This is a genomic window from Gibbsiella dentisursi (assembly GCF_039539505.1).
In the GTDB taxonomy this organism is placed as follows: domain Bacteria; phylum Pseudomonadota; class Gammaproteobacteria; order Enterobacterales; family Enterobacteriaceae; genus Gibbsiella; species Gibbsiella quercinecans.
In genome coordinates this window covers 591,169-612,166 of the sequence record NZ_BAABDG010000007.1, presented here as the reverse complement: position 1 = coordinate 612,166, position 20,998 = coordinate 591,169, and the positions used below count along the sequence as shown (strand labels likewise).

General features: G+C 58.9%; 10 protein-coding genes. 5 read left to right on the top strand and 5 right to left on the bottom strand.

Annotated features, from left to right (window positions below; translation table 11 throughout):
- Nucleotides 1-9: 9 nt before the first annotated feature.
- From ABFX35_RS16940 to ABFX35_RS16930, 3 genes are all read right to left on the bottom strand, one after another.
- Nucleotides 10-645 (bottom strand): SDR family oxidoreductase, encoded by a 636-nt coding sequence (locus tag ABFX35_RS16940; protein ID WP_346082253.1) that lies wholly within the window; start codon nt 643-645, stop codon nt 10-12.
- Nucleotides 646-707: 62 nt separating this feature from the next.
- Complete coding sequence (gene hutW, locus ABFX35_RS16935; protein WP_346082252.1) at nt 708-2,021, bottom strand: heme anaerobic degradation radical SAM methyltransferase ChuW/HutW; 1,314 nt, start codon at nt 2,019-2,021, stop codon at nt 708-710.
- Between the two features lie 240 nt (nt 2,022-2,261).
- Entirely contained in the window at nt 2,262-2,972 is a 711-nt protein-coding gene (locus ABFX35_RS16930) for a GntR family transcriptional regulator (protein ID WP_279027046.1), read from the bottom strand.
- Nucleotides 2,973-3,377: 405 nt separating this feature from the next.
- On the opposite strand from ABFX35_RS16930, the gene ABFX35_RS16925 reads away from it, so the two are divergent.
- A complete protein-coding gene (locus ABFX35_RS16925; RefSeq protein ID WP_428832206.1) occupies nt 3,378-5,123 on the top strand; it encodes a glycoside hydrolase family 13 protein in 1,746 nt (581 codons plus the stop codon).
- Nucleotides 5,124-5,164: 41 nt separating this feature from the next.
- Here the strand turns inward: ABFX35_RS16925 and ABFX35_RS16920 are convergent, their stop codons facing one another.
- Nucleotides 5,165-6,067: a LysR substrate-binding domain-containing protein gene (locus ABFX35_RS16920; protein WP_279027049.1), complete on the bottom strand. Its 903-nt coding sequence runs from the start codon at nt 6,065-6,067 to the stop codon at nt 5,165-5,167.
- A gap of 136 nt (nt 6,068-6,203) precedes the next feature.
- Here ABFX35_RS16920 and ABFX35_RS16915 point away from each other — a divergent pair, with 136 nt between their 5' ends.
- Nucleotides 6,204-7,577: an MFS transporter gene (locus ABFX35_RS16915; RefSeq protein ID WP_346082251.1), complete on the top strand. Its 1,374-nt coding sequence runs from the start codon at nt 6,204-6,206 to the stop codon at nt 7,575-7,577.
- Nucleotides 7,578-7,583: 6 nt separating this feature from the next.
- On the opposite strand, the gene ABFX35_RS16910 is transcribed toward ABFX35_RS16915, so the two are convergent.
- Nucleotides 7,584-8,009, bottom strand: coding sequence for a GNAT family N-acetyltransferase (locus ABFX35_RS16910; RefSeq protein WP_346082250.1), 426 nt, complete (start codon nt 8,007-8,009; stop codon nt 7,584-7,586).
- A 339-nt stretch (nt 8,010-8,348) separates the two neighbouring features.
- On the opposite strand from ABFX35_RS16910, the gene ABFX35_RS16905 reads away from it, so the two are divergent.
- The 3 genes from ABFX35_RS16905 to ABFX35_RS16895 are packed head-to-tail and all read left to right on the top strand — an operon-like array spanning nt 8,349 to nt 20,321.
- Complete coding sequence (locus ABFX35_RS16905) at nt 8,349-10,094, top strand: ShlB/FhaC/HecB family hemolysin secretion/activation protein (RefSeq protein ID WP_346082249.1); 1,746 nt, start codon at nt 8,349-8,351, stop codon at nt 10,092-10,094.
- A 58-nt stretch (nt 10,095-10,152) separates the two neighbouring features.
- The gene (locus tag ABFX35_RS16900) at nt 10,153-20,097 is read left to right on the top strand and encodes a hemagglutinin repeat-containing protein (protein ID WP_346082248.1); all 9,945 of its coding nucleotides are present in this window, start codon (nt 10,153-10,155) and stop codon (nt 20,095-20,097) included.
- A complete protein-coding gene (locus ABFX35_RS16895) occupies nt 20,097-20,321 on the top strand; it encodes a hypothetical protein (RefSeq protein WP_279029583.1) in 225 nt (74 codons plus the stop codon). The genes ABFX35_RS16900 and ABFX35_RS16895 overlap by 1 nt, the downstream gene beginning before the upstream one ends.
- Nucleotides 20,322-20,998 lie beyond the last annotated feature (677 nt).

The following is a 20,998-nucleotide window of genomic DNA, read 5'->3' as shown; positions in this document are numbered from 1 at the left end:
TCGCCCAGGTTAAAACCGTTGCGGCATGGCCAGCGTTGGGTCGATCACGGCGTAGATCTGGCCGTAGGCCACGTCATCGTCGATGATCTGGTTAATGTGGCGCGCAACGTCTGCGCGGTGGACCAGCCCGTGGGCTTCCCCTTGCTGCAGGACGGCCTGGCCGGTGGCGGGGCCGTTTTTCAGGCCGCCCGGGCGCAGTATGCACCAGGCCAGGCTGCTGGTTTGCAACCAGCTTTCCGCCAGCGACTTTTCCCGCACCGCGTGGCCGAAGGCCTGACGGGCGCGCGGCGACAACGAAGGCCAACTGTCGCCGCAGCCGATGGAGGTCACCAGCAGCATATGGCTAAGGCCGCAGCGCGTTGCGGTGTCGATGATAAGCCGGTTCCCGGCATAGTCGGCTTCGGCGCTGCCCAACGTGGAAACGATACGCGCCTGCGGCCCGGCGGCCCGGCAGGCGCGCTCGACGCTGGCGGCGTCCAGCGCATCGCCTTCCACCACGGCCAGGCCCAGTTCGCGCAGGGTTTGCGCCTGTTCGGCATTGCGCACCAGCGCCGTCATCGAGCGCTGTTCCTGCAGGCCCAGCGTCAGCAGTTCACGGCCAACGCCGCTCGCGCCGCCAAAAATCAGCCATGGATGCTTGATCATAAATTTACTTTCCGTTTGTCAAAGCGGTTAAAGGGCTGGCGGCGTTGGCGTGAAGGTTATCGCTAGGCTGCCGCCTGCGGTAACAATAACTGTGGGATGAGCGTTTGCAAAGCCTGCAACAGGTTACTGGCCCAAAAACGGCCGTCCGGCGTCAGGTGGAAACGCGTGCCGTTTAACCGCAGCAGGCCACGCTGTTGCCATTGTTCCAGCAACGGCAACAACGGCGCCGGGTTATCCAGCACCTGCAGCAGATCGCAGAACCCGCTGTCGATCCCGCCCTGCAAGGCCAGCCGCCAACGGTAGTCAGGGCTGGCCGGCGTCATCATGGCGATGGGCTTGCGCCCGTTGGCGAGGGCCTGCGCATAGCCTTCCAGATTGCGTGCCATCATATAGGATTGCCCGGCCACGCTGCCGCCGGCGCTGCTGCCGAGCGCCAGATAGTCCGCCCCCTGTTTGATCAGCAGGTTGTATAGATTGCGCTCGCGGCTATGGCGCGCCCAGTGGCTGTTGCTGAGCTGGCGCCAGTTTTCATCCGCCAGGAATTTTTCCCCCATCAGGTACAAATCGCGGTTGTGGTCAACGGCGGGCAACGCCACACGCTGGTTTTCCACCGCTTTGGCCAGCAGCGTATTCGGCAACAGATTGAGCGCGTACAGATCGACGCCATCCAACGGCAGATCGCGGACGATCGCCAGATCTTCCCGCCAGCTTGCAACCGTTTGATCCGGCAGGCCGAACATCAGATCGCAAATGATCGCCGCGCGATCGCGCTGCCCCAGGCGGGTGATGAAATCTATTGCCTCCTGACGGTTGGCGCGCCGCCCCAGGCGCTGGCGCACGCGGGTATCAAAGGTTTGGATACCAATGGAAAAACGGTTGGCGCCAGCTTCCAGGCTGGCATCGATGCGCTCGTCGTCAAAGTTGAAAATCCGGCCTTCCACCGTAATTTCACAGTCTGCCGCCAGCGGTAAACTTTGGCGCAAGGTGCTGATGATCCGATGCAACTGCCGGGCGCTTAGCGCAGAGGGCGTACCGCCGCCAAAATAAATAGCGTGTATTGGTGCAGATTGGTGCAACGTGCTGCCGGCTTCCAACGCCAGTTCTTGCAGCAGCATGTCGCAATATTCCGCGATTGCCTGTTCTTCGAGCTTGTTCTGATAGAAGCCACAGAATTTGCACTGCGTGGCGCAAAACGGAATGTGTACGTACAGCAGGCGCTTGTTGCCGGTGATTGCCGTGGCCGTCAGGCTTCGCCAGGCGGCGTCAATCTCTTCGGCGGGCAACGGTTTTTGTTGGCGCCACGGCATGGTGGCCCAGCGCCCGCGGAAGGGTAACCCGTCTTCAGCAGCAAAGAAGGATGAAAGCTCAAGAGACATAAGTGGCGTATTCCTCATCTGGGCACCCATCGTTACGGGGTGAACGCTAATGAAAATAAAACGTATTTACATGGATTGAATGAGGCTGAGCATAGTACAACTCCGCCTGCGGAGAATTGATGCACGTCAGGTGGAGAAAGGGCTAAATGGCGGGAAACGGTGAAGATAAATTAAATTTTGTAACTGCCGCCGGGCGGCACGGCCAACGCAGGGCGCAGGCCGCCGCGCCCTGCGTGTTCGTTACAGCATTTTGTTGCGCTTCATGTAGTACTTCACCTGATATTCGCTCGGGTTCATATACATGATGGAAAAATCCAGGTACTCCCCGCTGGTGGACAGTGAAAGGGAGGTGAGTTGCAGCAGCAGCGCCCCCTCTTTAAGCTTTAACTGGTGCGCATAGGGCTCGGCTGCCAGCACCGGGGTAAAGGTCTCAATGCAGCCATCAATGGTGATGCCGCACTGGTTCTCGATATAGTCAAATTTGGAGCCGCACATATAGTGCAGTGAAAGCGTGGGGAACAGCCTGACCGGCATATAGCTGTCTTCCACCATATAGGGTTTGCCGTCCACGTGGCGAATGCGCTGGAAATAATACACTTGTTCGTTGGCCTTGATGCGCAACTGGCGCGCAATGGCCGGCGGCGCCAGCCGCACGCAAAACTGCACCACTTCATTCGTCACCACCCGGTCAATCTGCTTCATATGCTCAGCGAAGCTGTTTAAGCCGTGGGTGTCGTGTTGTAAATCCTTTTGCAGAATGTAGGTGCCGCTGCCGTGCCGGCGATCGAGCATGCCCTCGCCGACCAGGATGTTAATCGCCTTGCGCAGCGTGCTGCGTGAAACACTGATTTCCTGCGCCAGTACCAGCTCGCCGGGCAGCGCATCGCCCACTTTAAACTCTTCCGAATTAATACGTGCGCGCAGCTTTTGCGCTATCAACCTGTAAATCACTTTTAAACCTCTTATTCATTCACGTCGCGGCATTAGCCGCCATGATGATTCGTATAATTCATTGAGTAATCTTTTATTTTTCTAACGAAAAATGGGTTATGGAATAAACGTATACAAATTAGCTAACAAGTAGACATCTTATCGCCGGATTTTTAATTGATATCGCTCACAAATTTCGCGCGCTGCCGGCGCAGGAAAAAAGGGCGGGGATTACCTTGCCATTAAGGCCTGTTCAACCGCTGCAAATCACTCTGGGCGGCGGCATACCGGCAAAGAATATGTGGGTTAAGCCTGCCAGCAATGGCGGAAAATGTCCTATTTTTAGTCCGTTAGCGAGATAAAAAAATGAGTAACTTCCCCAAGAAACATTCAGTGTTACGCCAAGGCTGCTTATCAGCCGCGCTGATGATGACAATGCTGGGTCAGCAGGCGCTGGCCGCAAACACGGAGGAGACGATGGCAAACACCCCAGCAGTTCAGCCAATGCATAATGAGGCCGCCTGGTGGAAAGAAGCGGTGGTCTATCAGGTTTACCCCCGTTCATTCAACGATAGCAACGGTGACGGCATCGGCGATCTGAACGGCATTACGGAAAAGCTCGATTACCTGAAAACGTTGGGGGTTAACGTTATCTGGCTGAGCCCGCACTTTGATTCGCCTAATGCGGACAACGGTTATGACATCCGTGACTACCGCAAGGTGATGAAAGAATTCGGCACCATGGCGGATTTTGATCGCCTGATGGCGGAAGTGAAAAAACGCGATATGCGGTTGATTATCGATCTGGTGGTCAACCATACCAGCGATGAGCACCAGTGGTTTGTGGAAAGCCGCAAAGCTAAAGACAACCCGTATCGTGATTTCTACATCTGGCGCGATGGGCACGACGGCAAAGCGCCGAATAACTACCCTTCGTTTTTCAGCGGTTCAGCCTGGACGCGGGATGCGCAAACCGGCCAATACTATTTGCACTATTTTGCCAGCAAACAGCCGGATCTCAACTGGGAGAACCCAAAGGTACGGCAAGGGGTGTATGACATTATGCGCTTCTGGCTGGACAAGGGCGTTTCCGGCTTCCGCATGGATGTGATTCCGTTTATTTCCAAGCAGCCGGGCCTGCCCGATCTGCCCGCCGCGGCATTGGCGCACCCGGAATATGTATTCGCCAACGGGCCGCATATTCACCAATACCTGCAGGAAATGAACCGCGAAGTGTTGTCCCATTATGACTCCATGACCGTGGGCGAAGCGTTTGGCGTCACCACCGAACAGGCGAAGAAATTTACCGATCCGCAGCGCCATGAACTGAACATGCTGTTTAATTTTGATCTGGTACGGATGGATCGTGATGGTTGGCGTAAAACCGACTGGACGTTGCCGCAGCTTAAAGCGACCTACGCCAAAATCGACAGTGGCTCTGGTGCGAACGGCTGGAACACCAGCTTCCTGAGCAACCACGACAACCCACGCGCCGTGTCGCACTTTGGCGACGATAGCCCGCGCTGGCGAGTGGCCTCCGCCAAGGCGCTGGCGACGATGATGCTGACGCAGCGCGCAACGCCGTTTCTTTACCAGGGGGACGAGTTGGGCATGACCAACTACCCGTTCCAGCGGGTGGAGGATTTTGAAGACGTTGAGATCAGGGGGCAATGGCGCGATCTGGTGGCCACCGGTAAAGTGCCGGCGCAGGAGTACCTGCAGAATGTTCGGCAGACCAGCCGTGATAATGCGCGCACGCCGATGCAGTGGAACACCGAAGCCAACGGCGGCTTCACCACTGGCAAGCCGTGGCTGGCGGTCAACCCTAACTATGCGCAGATCAATGCCGCCGCCCAGCAGCACGATCCGGATTCCGTCTATAACTATCACCGTCGCCTGATTGCCCTGCGCAGCCAAACGCCGGCGCTGATCTACGGCGAATTCAAGGATATCGATCCTGCCAACGCCCAGGTATTTGCCTATACCCGCACCCTGGGCGATCAGCGCTATCTGGTGGTGATTAACTTCAGCGAGCAGCCGCTGAAATACGCCTTGCCGGCTGGGATCACGATTAATGCGCTCATGCTGGACAGCGGTACTGGCCGCGCGGTGGCGCAAGGCGCCGCGCAACTGGAACTCCAGCCGTGGCAGGCGTCGATTTACCAACTGTAAGCGTTCGCTGTTGCAGGGTGCCGCCGGCCGTGCGCCGGCGGTTAATCGCCGTCTTTTATCTGCGCCATTTGGTTTAGCAGCCAGTTGCGTAGGCTGCTGATATCTTCCCGTTCGCTGTTTTCCGCCAGGGTGACGAAATAGTAATTTGCGCCGGGCAGCGCGTGGGCGAAAGGCGCTGCCAGCACCCCTTGGCGGATGAAATCGTGCGCCAGCAGGCTGCTGACGATCGCCACCCCCTGGCCGGCGACCACGGCCTGTATCGCATGGGTTTCATCGGTGAAGTGCACCCCGGCCTCGCTGTTGAGCATTGCCGGGCCAAAGCGCGTTTTCCAGTGTTGCCAGGTGGGCGCCGCCGCAGGGACGTGGCGGTTATCAACGTGAAACAGGGTGGCTGACGATAAATCTTCAAGCCGCCGGATAGCCAACGCCGGGCTGGCGACCAGGATGAATTCATCCTGATAGAGCAGGGTTGATGCCAGCGTGTCTTCTGCCGTTTCACGGTAACGGATGGCGGCATCGACCGTTTTACGCGCCAGATCAATGCTTTCCACACTGGTATGCAGGCGCAGATCAATATCCGGTAATGCAATTTTCAGCGCCGCCAGGCGCGCCACCAGCCAGTGGGTGAGGAAATTCGATGTGGTGGTGACGGTAAGCACCGGCGGCGCGTTATGGGCGTGGATCTTTTCCACGGTATCCTGCAGCTCGTTAAACAGCCGCTGTGTTGTGCTAAACAGTATTTCCCCGCTGGCGGTCAACGCCACCCCCTTCGCACTGCGTTCAAACACCCTGGTGGCCAACTGCTCTTCCAATTGCCGTATCTGGTGGCTGATTGCCGTGGCGGTGACGCCAATTTCGTCGGCAGCGCGTTTGAAGCTGTGGTGAACAGCCACGGCGTTGAAGGCCCGTAGCGCCCCCAATGGCGGCAGGCGAAGCTTTCTCATGCTGAGTTTATTTCATCCATTGCTGAATTTAATGACTTTGATTTGGCTTCTACAGCCGGAGTAACCTCATTAAACGCCATTTTTATGATGAGAACAATTCATCAGTGTTTCGGCGCCTACAGAAGGATAAAGGGTTATGACAGGTTGTATTTCAGCGCCGGACGGCACATTACCGCGCTTATCACTCACGCTGGCAGCGCTTTCACTGGCACAGTTTGTGATCGCGTTGGATTATTCGATTATCTATGTGGCGTTGCCGAACATCGCCGCCAGCCTGCATTTGGCGCCGGCGCACGCGCAGTGGGTGGTTTCTGCCTATGGCGTGGTTTTTGCCGGTTTTTTACTGGTTGGCGGCCGCTGTTGCGATGCGTTCGGCGCCAGGAGCATGTTTGTGCTGGCGATGGCGTTGTTCAGCCTGGCTTCGCTGTGGGGCGGTATGACGGCATCGGCCACGGCGTTGGTGATTGCCCGTGGCGTTCAGGGGTTGGGTGCTGCGTTTTTACAGCCGGCGATCATTGCGTTGATCTCCCATCACTTCAGCGCTGGCCATGCGCGGGCAAAAGCCCTCACCGTCTGGAGCACGGTTGGCGCCGCCGGCCTGGTGGCGGGCGTTGTGCTGGGCGGCGCTTTTACGCAGCTGAGCTGGCGGCTGGTGTTTTTGGTTAATGTGCCGCTGGGGGCGCTGTGTATCTGGGCCGCGTTCCGCTATTTTCGCGTTGCATGCCGCACTGTGCCGCGCCAACGGTTGCCGTTGTTGGCCGCCTTATTGGGCACGCTGAGCGTGTTGGGCGTGGTCATGGCGATGAGCGCATTGGCTGAACACGGGCTGGATCACCCCACCACGCATCGCTGGCTGGGTATGACTACGGTTTTACTGTGGCTATTTCTGCTTGGCGAAAAACACAGCCGGCAACCGCTGGTGGCGCGTGGGCTACGCGGCCTGGCAGGGTTACAGCGGGGCTGTACCGCCAGCGGTTTATACATGGCTAGCGTGGGAACCGAACTGTTTTTGCTGACGTTGCTGTTGCAGAACCACTATGGCTACAGCGCCTGGCAAACCGGCCTGTTTTTTGTACCGCTGACGCTGATGATTATTACCGGCAATATGATCGCCGGTAAATTGTTCGCACGGCTGCCGGCGGCCGGCGTATTGGCCCGGGGCTTTATGATTGGCGCCGCCGGGCTGCTGCTGATTGCCTGCTCGTTGGGGGAAAATATGGCTTGGCTGGTTTTCATTCCCGGGCTGCTGCTGAGCGGTATCGGCCATGGCATGATTTATACCGCGAAGTTTGTGGTTGGCACCCATGATGTGCCGGATGAACAGCAGGGGGGCGCCGGTGGGCTGATGGTCACGGCGCAATACGCCAGCGGCGCGGTTGCGCTGGCATTGATGGTGATTATCCTGCAGGCCAACCCCGGCATAAGCGGTTTTTACTCTGGCTTCGCCGCCTTAACCGGGTTTGCCGTTATCGGCGCGGTGCTGGCGCAAGGGGCCGACATCAATGGTTAGGCCGCGTTATTTTTTCGGCGAATGCAGCAGGTAATACTCTTCGTCGCCGTCTTCCCCGGTGGCGATCACGCGCCAGCCGTGCTTGCGATAAAACGCCAGCGCCTTGTGGTTTTTCACCAGGCATTTCAGCGAACCGGTATGGGTGAAGGTGTTTTCGGCGTGGTGCAGCAGCGCGCTGCCCACGCCCTGCGGCGGCAGGTGCGGATCGACAAACAGGTTGTGAATGAAATTGTCGGCGCGGTGAATGGAAACAAACCCCAGCAGCTTGCCGTGTTGTTCCGCCACCCAGATATCCTCACCGAGGGTGGCGCGATCAAAGTCTTCCAACTGATAGCCACGCGTATCTCGCCAGTGGTAGGCGGCCTTGCGGGCAGCCAGATACAAAGTGCGCAGGAATGGGCGATCGGCCTCTTGGTATTTTCTTATCTGCATAGCGGCTCCTTTATCTCTTCCCGCCACTATACGCTAAATCATTTGCCGTGCGGGCCGGGGCGCCTGGAGCGTTGCGCCGTTTGTTTTTCGCGCCGGATGAAAAAAACCGGTGGCCGGCGCTTCGCTCACCTATTAATGGTGTGAATGCGTTTGTTTATTATTATCTATTTTATGAATGCAAAATAACGATAAATATCGTAAATCAACTTATTACGGTCGGTGTTTGGAGGTAAATATCAAATTAACCCGTTGGTGTTGGTTGATTATTATTCTGTTGTGAATAATAATCCTCACACAAATTGACGAATTATTTACAGTTAATACCTTCAGGGATCAGAAATGCTGGTATGCAGGAAGCATCTATGGCGTTTTGCCGCGCCGTTGGCGCTGGGCGGTGTGGTTTTTCCGCTTTCGGCGGCTTTATTCAACCCGGCAGAGCACAACACTATCGAACCGCCGCCTTCTGCCGCCGCCGTGCAAGGGGCCGAGCTGGATGCGCGGGAACAATTGCGCCAGCAACAACGTGAGCGCGTGCTGCGCGAACAGAACGCGCCGGATTCCGATGTGCGCCTGGCCCGCCCCAGCGTTGTTTTGCCCGATTACCCCATCAATGAGCAACCCTGCTTCACCATCAATACCCTGCGTCTGGAAGGCGACTCGGCCGCCCGCTTTCAGTGGGCGCTGGATGCCGCAAATGGCGCCAGAGGCCGCTGCCTGGGTAGCCAGGGCATCGTACTGATCATCAACAAAGTGCAGAACGCCATTCTGGCGCGGGGATACGTCACCACCCGCGTGATGGCGCAGGAACAGGATCTGACCACCGGCGTGCTGACACTCACTCTGCAGCCCGGGCGCATTGGCGATATCCGCTTTGAGGCGCCGGTTTCCTGGCGTGGGCGGCTGTGGAATGCCATTCCGGCCTCGCCGGGCGACATTCTCAACCTGCGGGATCTGGAGCAAGGGCTGGAAAACTTCAAACGCGTGCCCAGCGCGGCCGCCGACATCAACATCGTTCCTGGCGAGCGTGAAGCCACCAGTGACCTACGGGTGAACTGGAAGGCAGGCCGCCCGGTGCGGCTTAACCTGGGGCTGGACGACAGCGGCGCAAAAAGCACCGGCCGCTACCTCGGATCTGCGACCTTGGCGGTGGATGCCCCGTTGGCGCAGAACGACCTGTTCTATGCCAATATCGGCAAGAACCTGTTCCAGCACGGGCCGTTCGGCAACCGTTCACACACCCTGAACTACTTTTTCCCGATCGGCTACTGGGCGGTTTCCGCCAACTATAACGACTACACCTATCAGCAAAATATCCCCAATGCGAATGAGGTGCTGAGCTATAGCGGCAAGAGCGACAACCTGCAACTGACGGTGTCCCGGCTGCTGTTTCGCAATCAGGCGCATAAAACCACGCTTAACCTGCGCGCCTATCGTAAGCATTCCTCTAATGCGGTGGATGGCATCGACATCGGCCTACAGCAGCGCCGCACCGCCGGCTGGGAGCTGGGCGTTAACCAGCGCAGTTACCTCGGCCGCGCCACGCTGGATGCGAACCTCAACTGGCGCCGCGGCACCGGGGCGTTCGGCGCCTTGCCCGCGCCGGAGGAGACCACACACAGCGGTAGCGCCCGTACCGGTATTTTGCTTGGCGATCTGAGCGTCAACCAGTCTTTCGTATGGGGCAAACAACCCTGGCGGTATTACACCCTGGTTCGCGGCCAGTGGAGCCCGAACGCGCTGACGCCGCAGGAGCGAATGGCCATCGCCGGGCGTTATACGGTGCGCGGCTTTGACGGCGAACAGATGCTGTCCGGCGAGAAGGGGCTGCTTTGGCGCAATGAGTTGGCGTGGAACGTAGGAGCGCGTGGCCATGAGCTGTATCTGGCCGCCGATTATGGGCGCGTCGGCGGCCCCGGCGCTCGGCATCTGGTCGGCCGCCAACTGGCGGGCAGCGCTTTGGGCATGCGGGGGGCGCTGTGGGGGCGGTTTAGCTACGATCTGTTCGCCGGCGTGCCGCTCTACAAACCGGATAATTTTCGCACATCCGGTGCGACGGCTGGTTTTAGCGTCAACCTGGAGATCTGAGGCCGGCCCTTTGCCGCAATCCACCAGAACGGACTGACTTTTCTCACGGATGTGATTCATGAACAAGCATTGCTATCGCCTTATTTTCAGCCGCACCCATGGGGAACTGCGGGTGGTTTCCGAGCTGGCCCGCAGTTGCAGCAGCGAGCCGGGGCAAAGCCGCGGCGCCGGCGCGCCACGGTTGTGGGTGACGCTGCGCCGTACGGTATGGCTGCTGGGGCTGGCGCTGTTTGCCGGGCCGGCGGCGGCCGACGGCATTGTGGCGGACGGTGCGGCGGCGCCCGGCCAGCGGCCGGATGTGATCGCCACGGCGAACGGCTTGCCGCAGGTGAATATTACCGCACCCAATCAGGCCGGGATATCGCACAACCAGTATCAGCAGTTTGATGTCGAGCAGAAAGGCGCCATTCTCAACAACTCGGCGGTGATGACGTCCACTCAGATGGCCGGGATGATACAGGGCAACCCCAACCTGAATCCGGATGCCGCCCCCGCACGGGTGATCCTCAATGAAGTCAACAGCAACAACCCCAGCCAACTGCGCGGTTTTCTGGAAGTGGCCGGCGGGCGGGCGCAGGTGATTGTCGCCAACCCGGCGGGGGTTGTCTGCAATGGTTGCGGCACCCTCAATGCCGGGAGAATGACGCTGACGACCGGCAAGCCGCAGTTGAACGCCGATGGCAGCCTGGCGGGCTACCAGATTGAACGCGGCGTGGTGCGCGTGGAGGGCGGCGGGCTGAATGGCGATAGCCGTCATGATACCGAATACGTGGATATTCTGGCGCGCGCGGTAGCGATCAATGCCGGCGTCTGGGCCAAAGATGAGCTGACAGTGGTGGCTGGCCGCAACCGCGTGAGCGCGGACGGTAAAACCACGACGCCGCTTTCGGACGACGGCAGCGCCAAACCCGAGTTGGCGATAGACATGGGCCAGATGGGCGGCATGTACAGCGGCCATATCCGGATGATCGGCACCGAAGCGGGGGTGGGGGTTCGCAATCAGGGCGGGCATCTGCAGGCTGAAAAGACCCTGGTGGTGAGCAGTGAGGGCAAGCTTGCCTGGCAGGCTGGCACAGCGGAGCCTTACACGCAGGCTGGCGGAGATATCAGCTTAACCGCCCGAGACAGCGTTGAACACCAGGGCAAACTGTACAGCGGTGGCCAACTGGCCGTACAAAGCCGCCAGGGCGAAATTCGCCAATCCGGCACGCTGGCGGCGGCCGGCAACGTTACGCTGCGCGCAGAGCAAGGTATCCAGAGCAGCGGGGCGCTTTTGGCGGGCAGCGATGCGAACAGCAGCCTGATCCGCCCGGCGGATATCACTCTCGTCAGCCAGGGGGATATTCGCGCCAGCGGCAGCTTGCTGAGCCAGAAACAGGTGGCGGTGACCGGCCGCCGGGTGGATTTAAGCCAAAGCAGCCTGGCGGCCGGGCAGGCGCAGTTGACGGCGCAAGCCGGGGATGTGGTGCTGCAACAGGCGCAGGTGGACAGTGAGCAACTCACCGTCAACAGTTTGGGGCACCTCGACACGCAACAGGCGCAAATCCGCGCCGGGAATTGGCAAATCACCGCCGATAGCCTGTACAACCAGGCGGGCGTCTGGTCGCAGGTAGGCACGGGGGAAAGCCGTTTTACCCTGAGCGGTGCGCTGGATAACACCGATGGCAGCATTGAAGCGCAACGGCTTAGCCTGAATAGCGCCGCCCTCAACAACCTGCGCGGCCGACTGGTGGCGCTGGACGGCACGGTGCAGCATTGGCGGGTGAGCGGCCTGTTGAACAACACCTCCGGCGTGATGGGCGGCAACGGCGGTTTGCAACTGGATGTCGGCGCATTGGTCAACCTTCAGGGCACCCTGCAAAGCCAGTCAACGTTGGGCATTACGGCGCTAAACGGGCTGGATAACCGCCAGGGCCAGTTATTGGCCGGCGGGAGCCTGGCTCTGAATAGCCAGGGGCTGCTCAGTAACCAGGAGGGTGAGATCCGCGGCCAGCATCTTCAGCTTGCGGCACAGGCGCTGAATAATGCCGGGGGGCAGATGGTGAGCCAGGGGCGGCTGCAGCTTGATGCCCAGGAGGCGATCGACAATCAGCAAGGGCTGATGGAAGCCGGCGACGTGCTGGCGGTGACGACCGAAGGCCATTGGGATAACCGCAAAGGCACAGCGCTGGGCGGGCAGCAGACCAGCATTGCGGCGGGCAGCCTGGATAATGCCGCAGGCCGGCTGCAATCGGGCGGTGAGCTGGCCATCAACACCGCCGGTAACATCAATAATCAGGCGGGTACCCTGACGGCGCAGCAGGATCTCCATTGGCAGGGCGGCGCACTCAGCCTGTTCAATAATGATGCGGGCAAATTGCTCAGCGGCGCAGCGCTGTCGCTCAATGGCGGGCAGTTGAACAACCGGCAACAGGGGCTGGTGCAAAGCCAGCAGGCGTTGGCATTGCACCTTTCCGGGGCCTGGGACAATCAGGGCGGAAAGCTGGCCAGCGGCGGTAGCGGCACGATACGCGCGTGCGAACTGATCAACACGCAGGGGGCGATCCAGGCGCTGGATACGCTGGATATGCAGTTCACTGGCGCGTTGGATAACCGCAATGGCACTCTCTTCAGCCAGCAGGCGCAGCGCTTGCTGGCGGAGAATATCCTGAATGCTGAAGGCTGGATCGGCAGCCAGGGAACGTTGGCGGCGGTCAGCCAGCGTTTCGATAACCAGCAGGGCGAGGTCGTCAGCCAGCAGGATGCCAGCTTGACCGCCACGCGCTGGAATAACCAGTACGGCGTAGTGCAGTCTGCCGGCAGTGTGCTGCTGCAGATACTTCAGGACCTGTACAACCAGGGCGGAAAAATCAGTGCGCAAGCGCGCTTGTGGTTACAGGGGCAAACGGACGCGGCCCTTGCCGGCGTGTTGCACAATGAGGGCGGGCAACTGCTGGCGGGCGAACAGCTACAGATCCGGGCGCAGGGCATCGATAACCCGCAAAACGGCCTGCTCTACAGCCAGCAACAGCTGCATCTAACCCTGAGCGACCAGTTGGATAACCGCCAGGGCAATGTGCAAAGCGGTGAAGGGGTGCAGATCAGCGCCGCACGGCTGCTGAACGCCCAGGGCGTGATTAGCAGCCAGGGCACGATCCAACTGACCGCCGACCAGTTTGATAACCTGGCGGGCACCGTGATCGGCCAGGGGGCGGGCGATTATCATTTCAACTATCTCAATAACCAGCAGGGTAAAATCCACAGCGGCGGCGCCCTCACGCTGAACGGCAGCCGCATGGATAACCAGGCGGGGCAATTGGTTTCCAGCCAGGCGCTGACGCTCAACGGCGAGAATATCGACAACAGTCACCAGGGGATAATCAGCAGCCAGGGCGCATTGACGGTGTATGCCGGGCAGTTGAATAACCGGGACGGCGGCCTGTTGATTGGCACCACGCAGACCGACGTGAGCGCGCAAACGCTGGATAATAGCGCCGGGCGCGTGCAGAGCGCGGGCACTCTGGCCCTGACACAGCTGGCCGCACTGGATAATCGCCAGGGGCGTATTTTATCCAATGATTCATTGCGCATCAGCGGTGGCGCCATGCCCGCGCTGGCCCTGTTAAACCAGGGCGGGACGATCCAGAGCGGCGGGGCGTTAACGGTGGCGGCCCAATCGCTGGATAATCAGGGGGGAACGTTGCTCAGCCAGCAGGCGCTGCAACTTTCAATTCAGCAGGATTACACCCATCGGGCCGGGGACACGATAAACAGCAACAGCGCGGTGATCCTGCGGGTGGCCGGCGTATTGACCAACCTGGCCGACTGGTTGCTGCCGGGCGAGCTTACGCTCTACAGCACGCACCTGAACAACCTGGCGACGCTGGTCGGTAAAACGCTGCGTTTCACCACCGGGGAACTGCGCAATCAGGGGCGCATTGAAGCCGATACGCTGGCCCTCGACGCCGACAGCCTGGACAACTCGGCGACGCTGATGGCGGATAACCTCACGGTCAACACCCGGACGGTGGATAACCATGGCCGCGACGCGCTGATTGCCGCCACGGCGCACATCAGCCTGATAACCGGCGAGCGGTTGACCAACCAGGCTGGCGCGCTGATTTACAGCGCGGGCTCCCTGGCGCTTTCCAGCGCGGATCTGATTGAAAACCGTGCCGGCACGATTGAAGCGGAAGGGGATCTCACCCTGACGGCGATGCGCTTTGACAACCTGCGTGACGGGCTGGAGATTGAACGCGACGCCCAGACCAGCGATTACAGCTGGCAACGATACAACTACTACTGGCGTTCCTATGGCGAAGACGTCAATACGGATGTCAGCACTCTGGCGCCGACCACCCAACGGTTGACCTTCCGTGACGATGCGGCGGCAGAGAGCAACCCCTATGGCACGTTGCTGAATATTGACGCCAACGCCAAACGGGCGGAGGTTCAGGTAAAAGACAGTCAGGGGCAATCGATCAGCCTGTGGGTCAACTACCTGGCTCTGGTTCCCAACGCCGACGGCAGCTATGCCATGACGTTTTACGAGACGCGCGGCCCGCGGCAACGCGCTGTTCCCACCCCTTATCAAAACACCGTCTGGTGGAATGCCACCGATAGCGAAACGATCGAGCAGTGGAGCCCCGATCGGTTTATCGATATTGCCAGCGCGCCTTATGTGACGGATTACAACAACCTGCGTGAACGCACCGCCACGGGCACCCTTACCGAAGATCGGCTGGTTTCCGCCGGCGTGGGGGCGAGCCTGCTCGCCGGGGGCAACATGTTCCTGCATATAGCCGGGCAACTGCAGAATGACGCCAGCACCATCAGCAGCAACGGCAACCTGACGATTGACGGCACTGCCAACATCATCAACCGCGGCTATTCGGTGAATCAGCGGCGCCAAGAATATATTGTCGATCATTATGATCGGGCGGAGGGGCATTGGTACCCGACCTACACTATCGACGAAACCACCGCCTTAACCACCCTTGACGGGGTTATCAGCGGTTACGGCAATGTCACGCTCGGCGGCGCACAGCTGACAAACACCACCGTCAACCAGGCGCAAATCAGCACCGTGGCGGCCGCGCAAAACGCGGCGGCGGCCGAACGCGCCGAATGGGAACGCAACCCGTTAGCGGTCAACATCAGCGGGCAGCGCTGGCAGGCCGCCGATACCGGGCTGGCTGAGGGCAGCCGGCCGCTCACGCCAGGCGAGCTGGCGTTAACCGACCAACAGCATCTGGCCAACGTGGCGACGACGATTCCTAATAATGGTCTGTTCCGCCAGCAAACTGCGGCAGAGAGCGCTTTCCTGGTGGTGACTGACTCACGCTTTACCGACAGAAGCCAGTTCCTGAGCAGCGATTATCTGTTGCAGCAGGTCGGTTATGATCCCGGCCAGGTGCATAAGCGCCTGGGGGATGGTTACTACGAACAGCGGGTGGTGCGTGAACAGCTACTGGCGTTGACCGGGCGCCCCTCATTGCAAGGCTTTGATGCCATGGCGCAATATCAGGCCCTGATGAATAACGCGATCACGGTGGCGGAAGATTTCCATCTGGTGCCCGGTGTGGCCCTCACGCCGTCACAGATTGCCGCATTACAGCAGGATATCGTCTGGCTGGTGAGCGAAACGGTTGAGACGGCCACGGGGCCGCAGACCGTGTGGGTGCCGCAAGTCTATCTGGCCAACAGCACGGTGCGCATCACCGGTGATGGCGCGGTGATCGCGGGCGGCAATCTGCAACTGTCAACCGGCAGCCTCAGCAACGCGGCTAACCTGTTTGCCGATCAGGCGTTAAGTATTGATAGCGACCAGTTCCTGCATCTGGGGGGCGACATCCGTGCTGATACCCTCAATGTGCAGGCAGACAGCATCGGCCTGAGCACCAACCTGCAGGATGCGCTGCGCCAGGCAAGCATGCAGGCGCGTGAGCTTAGCCTGAGCGGCGGCGATATCCGTTTGCAGGGGGCGAGCCTCACCGCCAGCGAGAACCTCAGCCTTAGCGCCAGCAATAATCTGAACATCACCACGGCCCGTAGCAGCACGACGGCGGAACTGAACGTGATTGCCGGCGCGATGGGCAACCGCACCAGCGCCGGGCTGGAAGCCGCCGGTGAACGCCTGGCCCAGGTGAGCGGTGAATGGCAGCAGGCTTTGGGCAGCAGCCTGAATGCCGGCGGCAACCTCAGCCTGACGGCGGGCCAGGATCTCACCCTGCAGGGTAGCCAGGCCGCCGCCGGAGGGGAAACGCAACTGCAGGCCGGCGGCAATGTGGCATTACTGGCAGATACCACCACCCATGATACCCAACTGCATGCCAACAGCAGCACCTCAACGGTGAGCAATAGCCGCCGGGAAGAGACCCTGCACACCAGTGCGCTCAGCGGTGACAACGGTGTGACGCTGATGGCCGGCGGCGCCGTGATCGCCGAAGGCGCGCAGGTGGACAGCGCGGCAGGCAGCATTGGCCTGAGCGCACAACAGGTAACCGTCAAGGAGGCACGCCAGCGGTTGGCGGAGAGCGACAGCGAGCAAAACCAGGTGGGCGCTACGCAAAGCCAGCGCCAGACCGAAAGCGCCAGCGATACCGCGCTTGGCAGCGTGTTCAGCGCCAAAGACGGCGTGACGGTCATCGCGCAACAGGGGGATATCACCCTCCAGGGCAGCACGCTGCAAAGTGAGGCAGGCACGATTGGGCTTAACGCGGCCGGAGATATTTCTCTCAACGCCAGCCGGGATGAACAGCACCTGATGCAGCAGGGCAGTAGCAGCAGTAAAGGTTTTCTGAGCAGCAGCCAGAATGCCTACCAGCGGGAGGAGCACAGTAGCACGGCCAATGGCAGCCTGTTGAGCGGGCAGGCGGTTATTCTGCAAAGCGGCAAGGATATCAACGTGATGGGCAGCAATATTGTTGCCAGTGAGGATATCGCGTTGACGGCAGGCAACGATATTACGCTCGGGACGGTGGAAAACCACTACCAGGCCAGCGCGGCCAGTCAAAGCAAGAAATCCGGCTTTTCCGGCACCGGCGGCATTGGCTTCAGCTACGGCACAAACAGCCTGAAAATCACCGACAGCGAAAACACCGTCAGCCAGGTTGGCAGCACGGTGGGCAGCACCCAGGGGAATGTCACGCTGAATGCGGGGAACCATGTGACGGTACAAGGTTCCGACGTGCTGGCGGCGAAGGATATCAACCTGACCGGAAAAGACGTCGATATTCTGGCGGCTGAAAATCAGAGCAGCCAGACCCACAGCCTGGAACAGAAACAAAGCGGGCTGACGCTGGCGTTGTCCGGCTCGGTGGGCAGTGCGGCGAACACGGCGGTTACCACGGCCAATCAGGCCGGTAAAGAAAGCAGTGGCCGTTTGGCCACGCTGCAGGGCATGAAAGCGGCCTTAAGTGGGGTGGAAGCGGCGCAGGGCGGCGTGCTGGCGACGACGGATGCCCAAAATCAGAACGCCATCGGCGTGAGCCTTTCCTATGGCAGCCAGTCGTTCAAATCCGAGCAGGCCAGCAGCCAGACCCAGAGCCAGGGCAGTACCCTGACGGCGGGCAACAGCTTTAATATTCACTCCACCGGCAGCGATATCAACGTGCAGGGCAGCCAACTGCAGGCCGGGAAAGACATGACGCTGAATGCGGCGCGGGACGTGAATCTGGTGTCTGCCGAGAACAGCCAGCAGCTTGAGGGTAAAAACGAGAGCAAGGGGGGCAGTATCGGCGTGGGGATCGGCGCCGGGCAAGGGGGCTGGGGTATCAGCGTGTCGGCCAGCGTGAACAAGGGCACGGGCAGCGAAAGCGGCAATGGCCTGACCCATACCGAAACCACGCTCAACGCCGGCAATAATCTGACCATCACCAGCGGGCGCGACACCACCCTGACCGGCGCACAGGTGAGCGGCGATAAAGTGACGATGGACGTGGGGCGCAACCTGACGTTAACCAGCGAACAGGACAGCGACAACTACGACGCGAAGCAGCAGAACGCCAGCGCCGGCGGGAGTTTCACCTTTGGCTCGATGAGCGGTTCGGGTAGCGTGAACCTGAGCCGGGACAAGATGCACAGCAACTACGACAGCGTGCAGGAGCAGACGGGTATCTTTGCGGGCCAGGGGGGCTTTGATATCACGGTAGGTGAGCATACGCAGTTGAACGGTGCGGTGATAGGTTCGACGGCCAGTGCGGGCAAGAATACACTGGATACCGGCACGCTGGGGTTCAGCGATATCGAGAACAAGGCGGACTACCAGGTGGAGCACCAGAGCGTGGGTATCAGCTCGGGCGGTAGCATCGGCGGGCAGTTCGCGGGGAATATGGCGAACGGCCTACTGACCGGGGTGAACGACAGCGGCAGCGCGCGTTCGACCACGCAATCGGCGGTGAGTGAAGGCACGATTATCATTCGCGACCCGGCGAACCAGCAGCAAGATGTGGCAGACCTGAGCCGGGATGTTGAGCACGCCAACCAGACGTTAAGCCCGATATTTGATAAGGAGAAAGAGCAGAACCGGCTAAGGGAAGCGCAACTGATAGGGGAGATTGGAGGCCAGGTCGCCGATATTGCCAGGACGCAGGGGGATATCAACGGGTTGACGGCGGCGCAGGCTAAATGGGGCCCTCTGAAAGAGAATGCCACGGAGAAAGAACGTAAAGAGTATATGGCGATGCTGCGCAACTCGGATGAATATAAAGCCGAGATGCAGCAGTACGGCACCGGCAGCGCGCTCCAGCAGGGTATCCAGGCGGCGACGGCGGCGGTGCAGGGGTTGGCGGGTGGTGATCTGGCGAAAGCGCTGGCGGGCGGCAGTGCGCCGTATCTGGCGACTATAATCGCGCAGACGACAGAGGAAGGCTCTTCGCGTCTGATGGCCCATGCAGTGGTGAACGCGGTGCTGGCAGCGGCACAGGGCAACAATGCATTGGCGGGTGCGGCAGGCGCCGTTAGCGGTGAGGTGATGGCGCAGCTAGTGATGGAGGCGCTGTATCCCGGTAAAAACGTCAGTGAACTGAGCGAAAGCGAGAAGCAGACAATCAGCATGTTGGGCACACTGGCGGCAGGGCTGGCAGGTGGGTTGATTGGAGACAGTAACGCTGATACGTTAACGGCAGCACAGGCCGGGAAGACGGCCGTGGAGAATAACTATCTGAGTTCAAAAGAATCTCGTCAGCTTGATAAAGAAATGCAGGACTGCAAAGCCTCTGGCGGTGACTGCAATAAGGTGGTCGAGAAATATATCGACATTAGCAATAAAAACAGTAAGGAACTTATTGAAGCCTGTACCGGTGGCGGCGTTGCCTGTGTGAGCTGGCAGGAACTGATACAGGGGGCGACCAATGTGGCGAATGATGCTAACCCGCATCAAATCAGACTGGATGAAAAGCTGAAAGATCCAAGTGCCGCAGCACTGGTGAATTATCTCAACGGAACGGATCTTAAATTCCTGGAGGATAATATTACAACCGGTGATCGAATCATGGATGTGGTAATGACCCCAACCTCCTGGTCAGTAGCAATAATGGGCGGGAAGGCAATTATTACTAATGCAGTGAATAACACTAAAGAACAGCTTATTGCTGTGGGCGTAGGTGCTGGCTTAGGGGCCGGTATCCAATATGGTACGACAGGTGAAGTAAAACTGTCGGATGTAATTGGTTCAGTAATCGTTGGTGGGATTACCGCCGGTAAAGGTTACAACCCAACGATGGCATGGAACGCGGCTGGCGGCTATTACCAGGCTGAAATCAGCGGCGATGATCCGTTTATGGCGGCGTTGCTGAGTAAAGTCGGGGCTTCAGCGGGTTATGCAGCAGGTAACGTTATCAAAGTGCCATTTGATAAAAAACTAAATCCAATATCAAAGCAGTATGAATGGGTCCCAACAGGTGTCTGGACAATAACTAAACCAGCACCACAACATCCATTACCATCAATAGTAGGTAATATCGGTGATTCTGCCGTATCTGGTATGGTTCAGGATAAGTTGAAAGACGGTGGAGGCAAGTGATGAAAAATAGCACTAAATCATTACTTAACCTTTTATATTTATGCTGTGCGATGAGCGTAGTGTTGTTTATTTTGACAATGTTTGGACGTTTATTAGGTGCTTGGTTAGCTTGGAATATGAATGATAACTTTCCGTTCTCATTAGATGATTTTTTTGTCTGCCTCAAACTAACTTGGATGGGGCCACCAGCTGGTTTTATTTTTTGGTATTTTTATTACCGCTGAATCCTTGATAAATCCCGGCCCCTAAAACAGGCCGGGATTTTTTTATCTGTCATTTAACTACAGGGCGGATCAGCAACTGGCCATGCTCAACGGTGACGACGACAGGGTATCCGTGCCAAATCCCGCGGCTTCCAGCCAGTCGCCTTTAAGGTGCCGGCTGGGGCTGTATTAATGGAGCCGTAGTGGCCTCGGATGCGGAGGCGGTGAAAAATCGGCTCAGTACGGAGACGTTGGGCTGGAGCGATATCCATGACTGGGTGGAGTCCAATGGTAGCCAGTCTGGATTGAGCGTATCCGGCGAGGTGGGAAAGATTACGGATTCCGGTGGATTGATAGCGACCGCGGGAGAGTCGGAGATGGGGGGATATAAAGGCTCGTCGGGGGAAGCCGTCGATGGCGAACGTAACAGAAAGGGCCACCAGTACTATTCACAGCGCGGTTGCGGGGGGAGACGTGATTATTCGCGACAGTGCCAACCAGAAGTAGGATCTGGCGACGTTGAGTCGGGACACGGAGCGTGCGCACAGCTCGCTGGACAATAATTTCGACAGGGATGGCACTCAAGACAAACCAAAGCCACGGACAGGCATAAAAATCTGATAGTGCCATCTTTGTATACATACCTGCATGCTTGGCATTGTTTTTATCTACGTTATGGCCAAGCTTTCTCTATCCTG

Coding starts and splice junctions, on each gene's coding strand:
- ABFX35_RS16940 (WP_346082253.1), bottom strand. CDS start 645: ATGATCAAGCATCCATGGCTGATTTTTGGCGGCGCGAGCGGCGTTGGC.
- hutW (WP_346082252.1), bottom strand. CDS start 2,021: ATGTCTCTTGAGCTTTCATCCTTCTTTGCTGCTGAAGACGGGTTACCC.
- ABFX35_RS16925 (WP_428832206.1), top strand. CDS start 3,378: ATGATGACAATGCTGGGTCAGCAGGCGCTGGCCGCAAACACGGAGGAG.
- ABFX35_RS16920 (WP_279027049.1), bottom strand. CDS start 6,067: ATGAGAAAGCTTCGCCTGCCGCCATTGGGGGCGCTACGGGCCTTCAAC.
- ABFX35_RS16915 (WP_346082251.1), top strand. CDS start 6,204: ATGACAGGTTGTATTTCAGCGCCGGACGGCACATTACCGCGCTTATCA.
- ABFX35_RS16910 (WP_346082250.1), bottom strand. CDS start 8,009: ATGCAGATAAGAAAATACCAAGAGGCCGATCGCCCATTCCTGCGCACT.
- ABFX35_RS16905 (WP_346082249.1), top strand. CDS start 8,349: ATGCTGGTATGCAGGAAGCATCTATGGCGTTTTGCCGCGCCGTTGGCG.
- ABFX35_RS16900 (WP_346082248.1), top strand. CDS start 10,153: ATGAACAAGCATTGCTATCGCCTTATTTTCAGCCGCACCCATGGGGAA.
- ABFX35_RS16895 (WP_279029583.1), top strand. CDS start 20,097: ATGAAAAATAGCACTAAATCATTACTTAACCTTTTATATTTATGCTGT.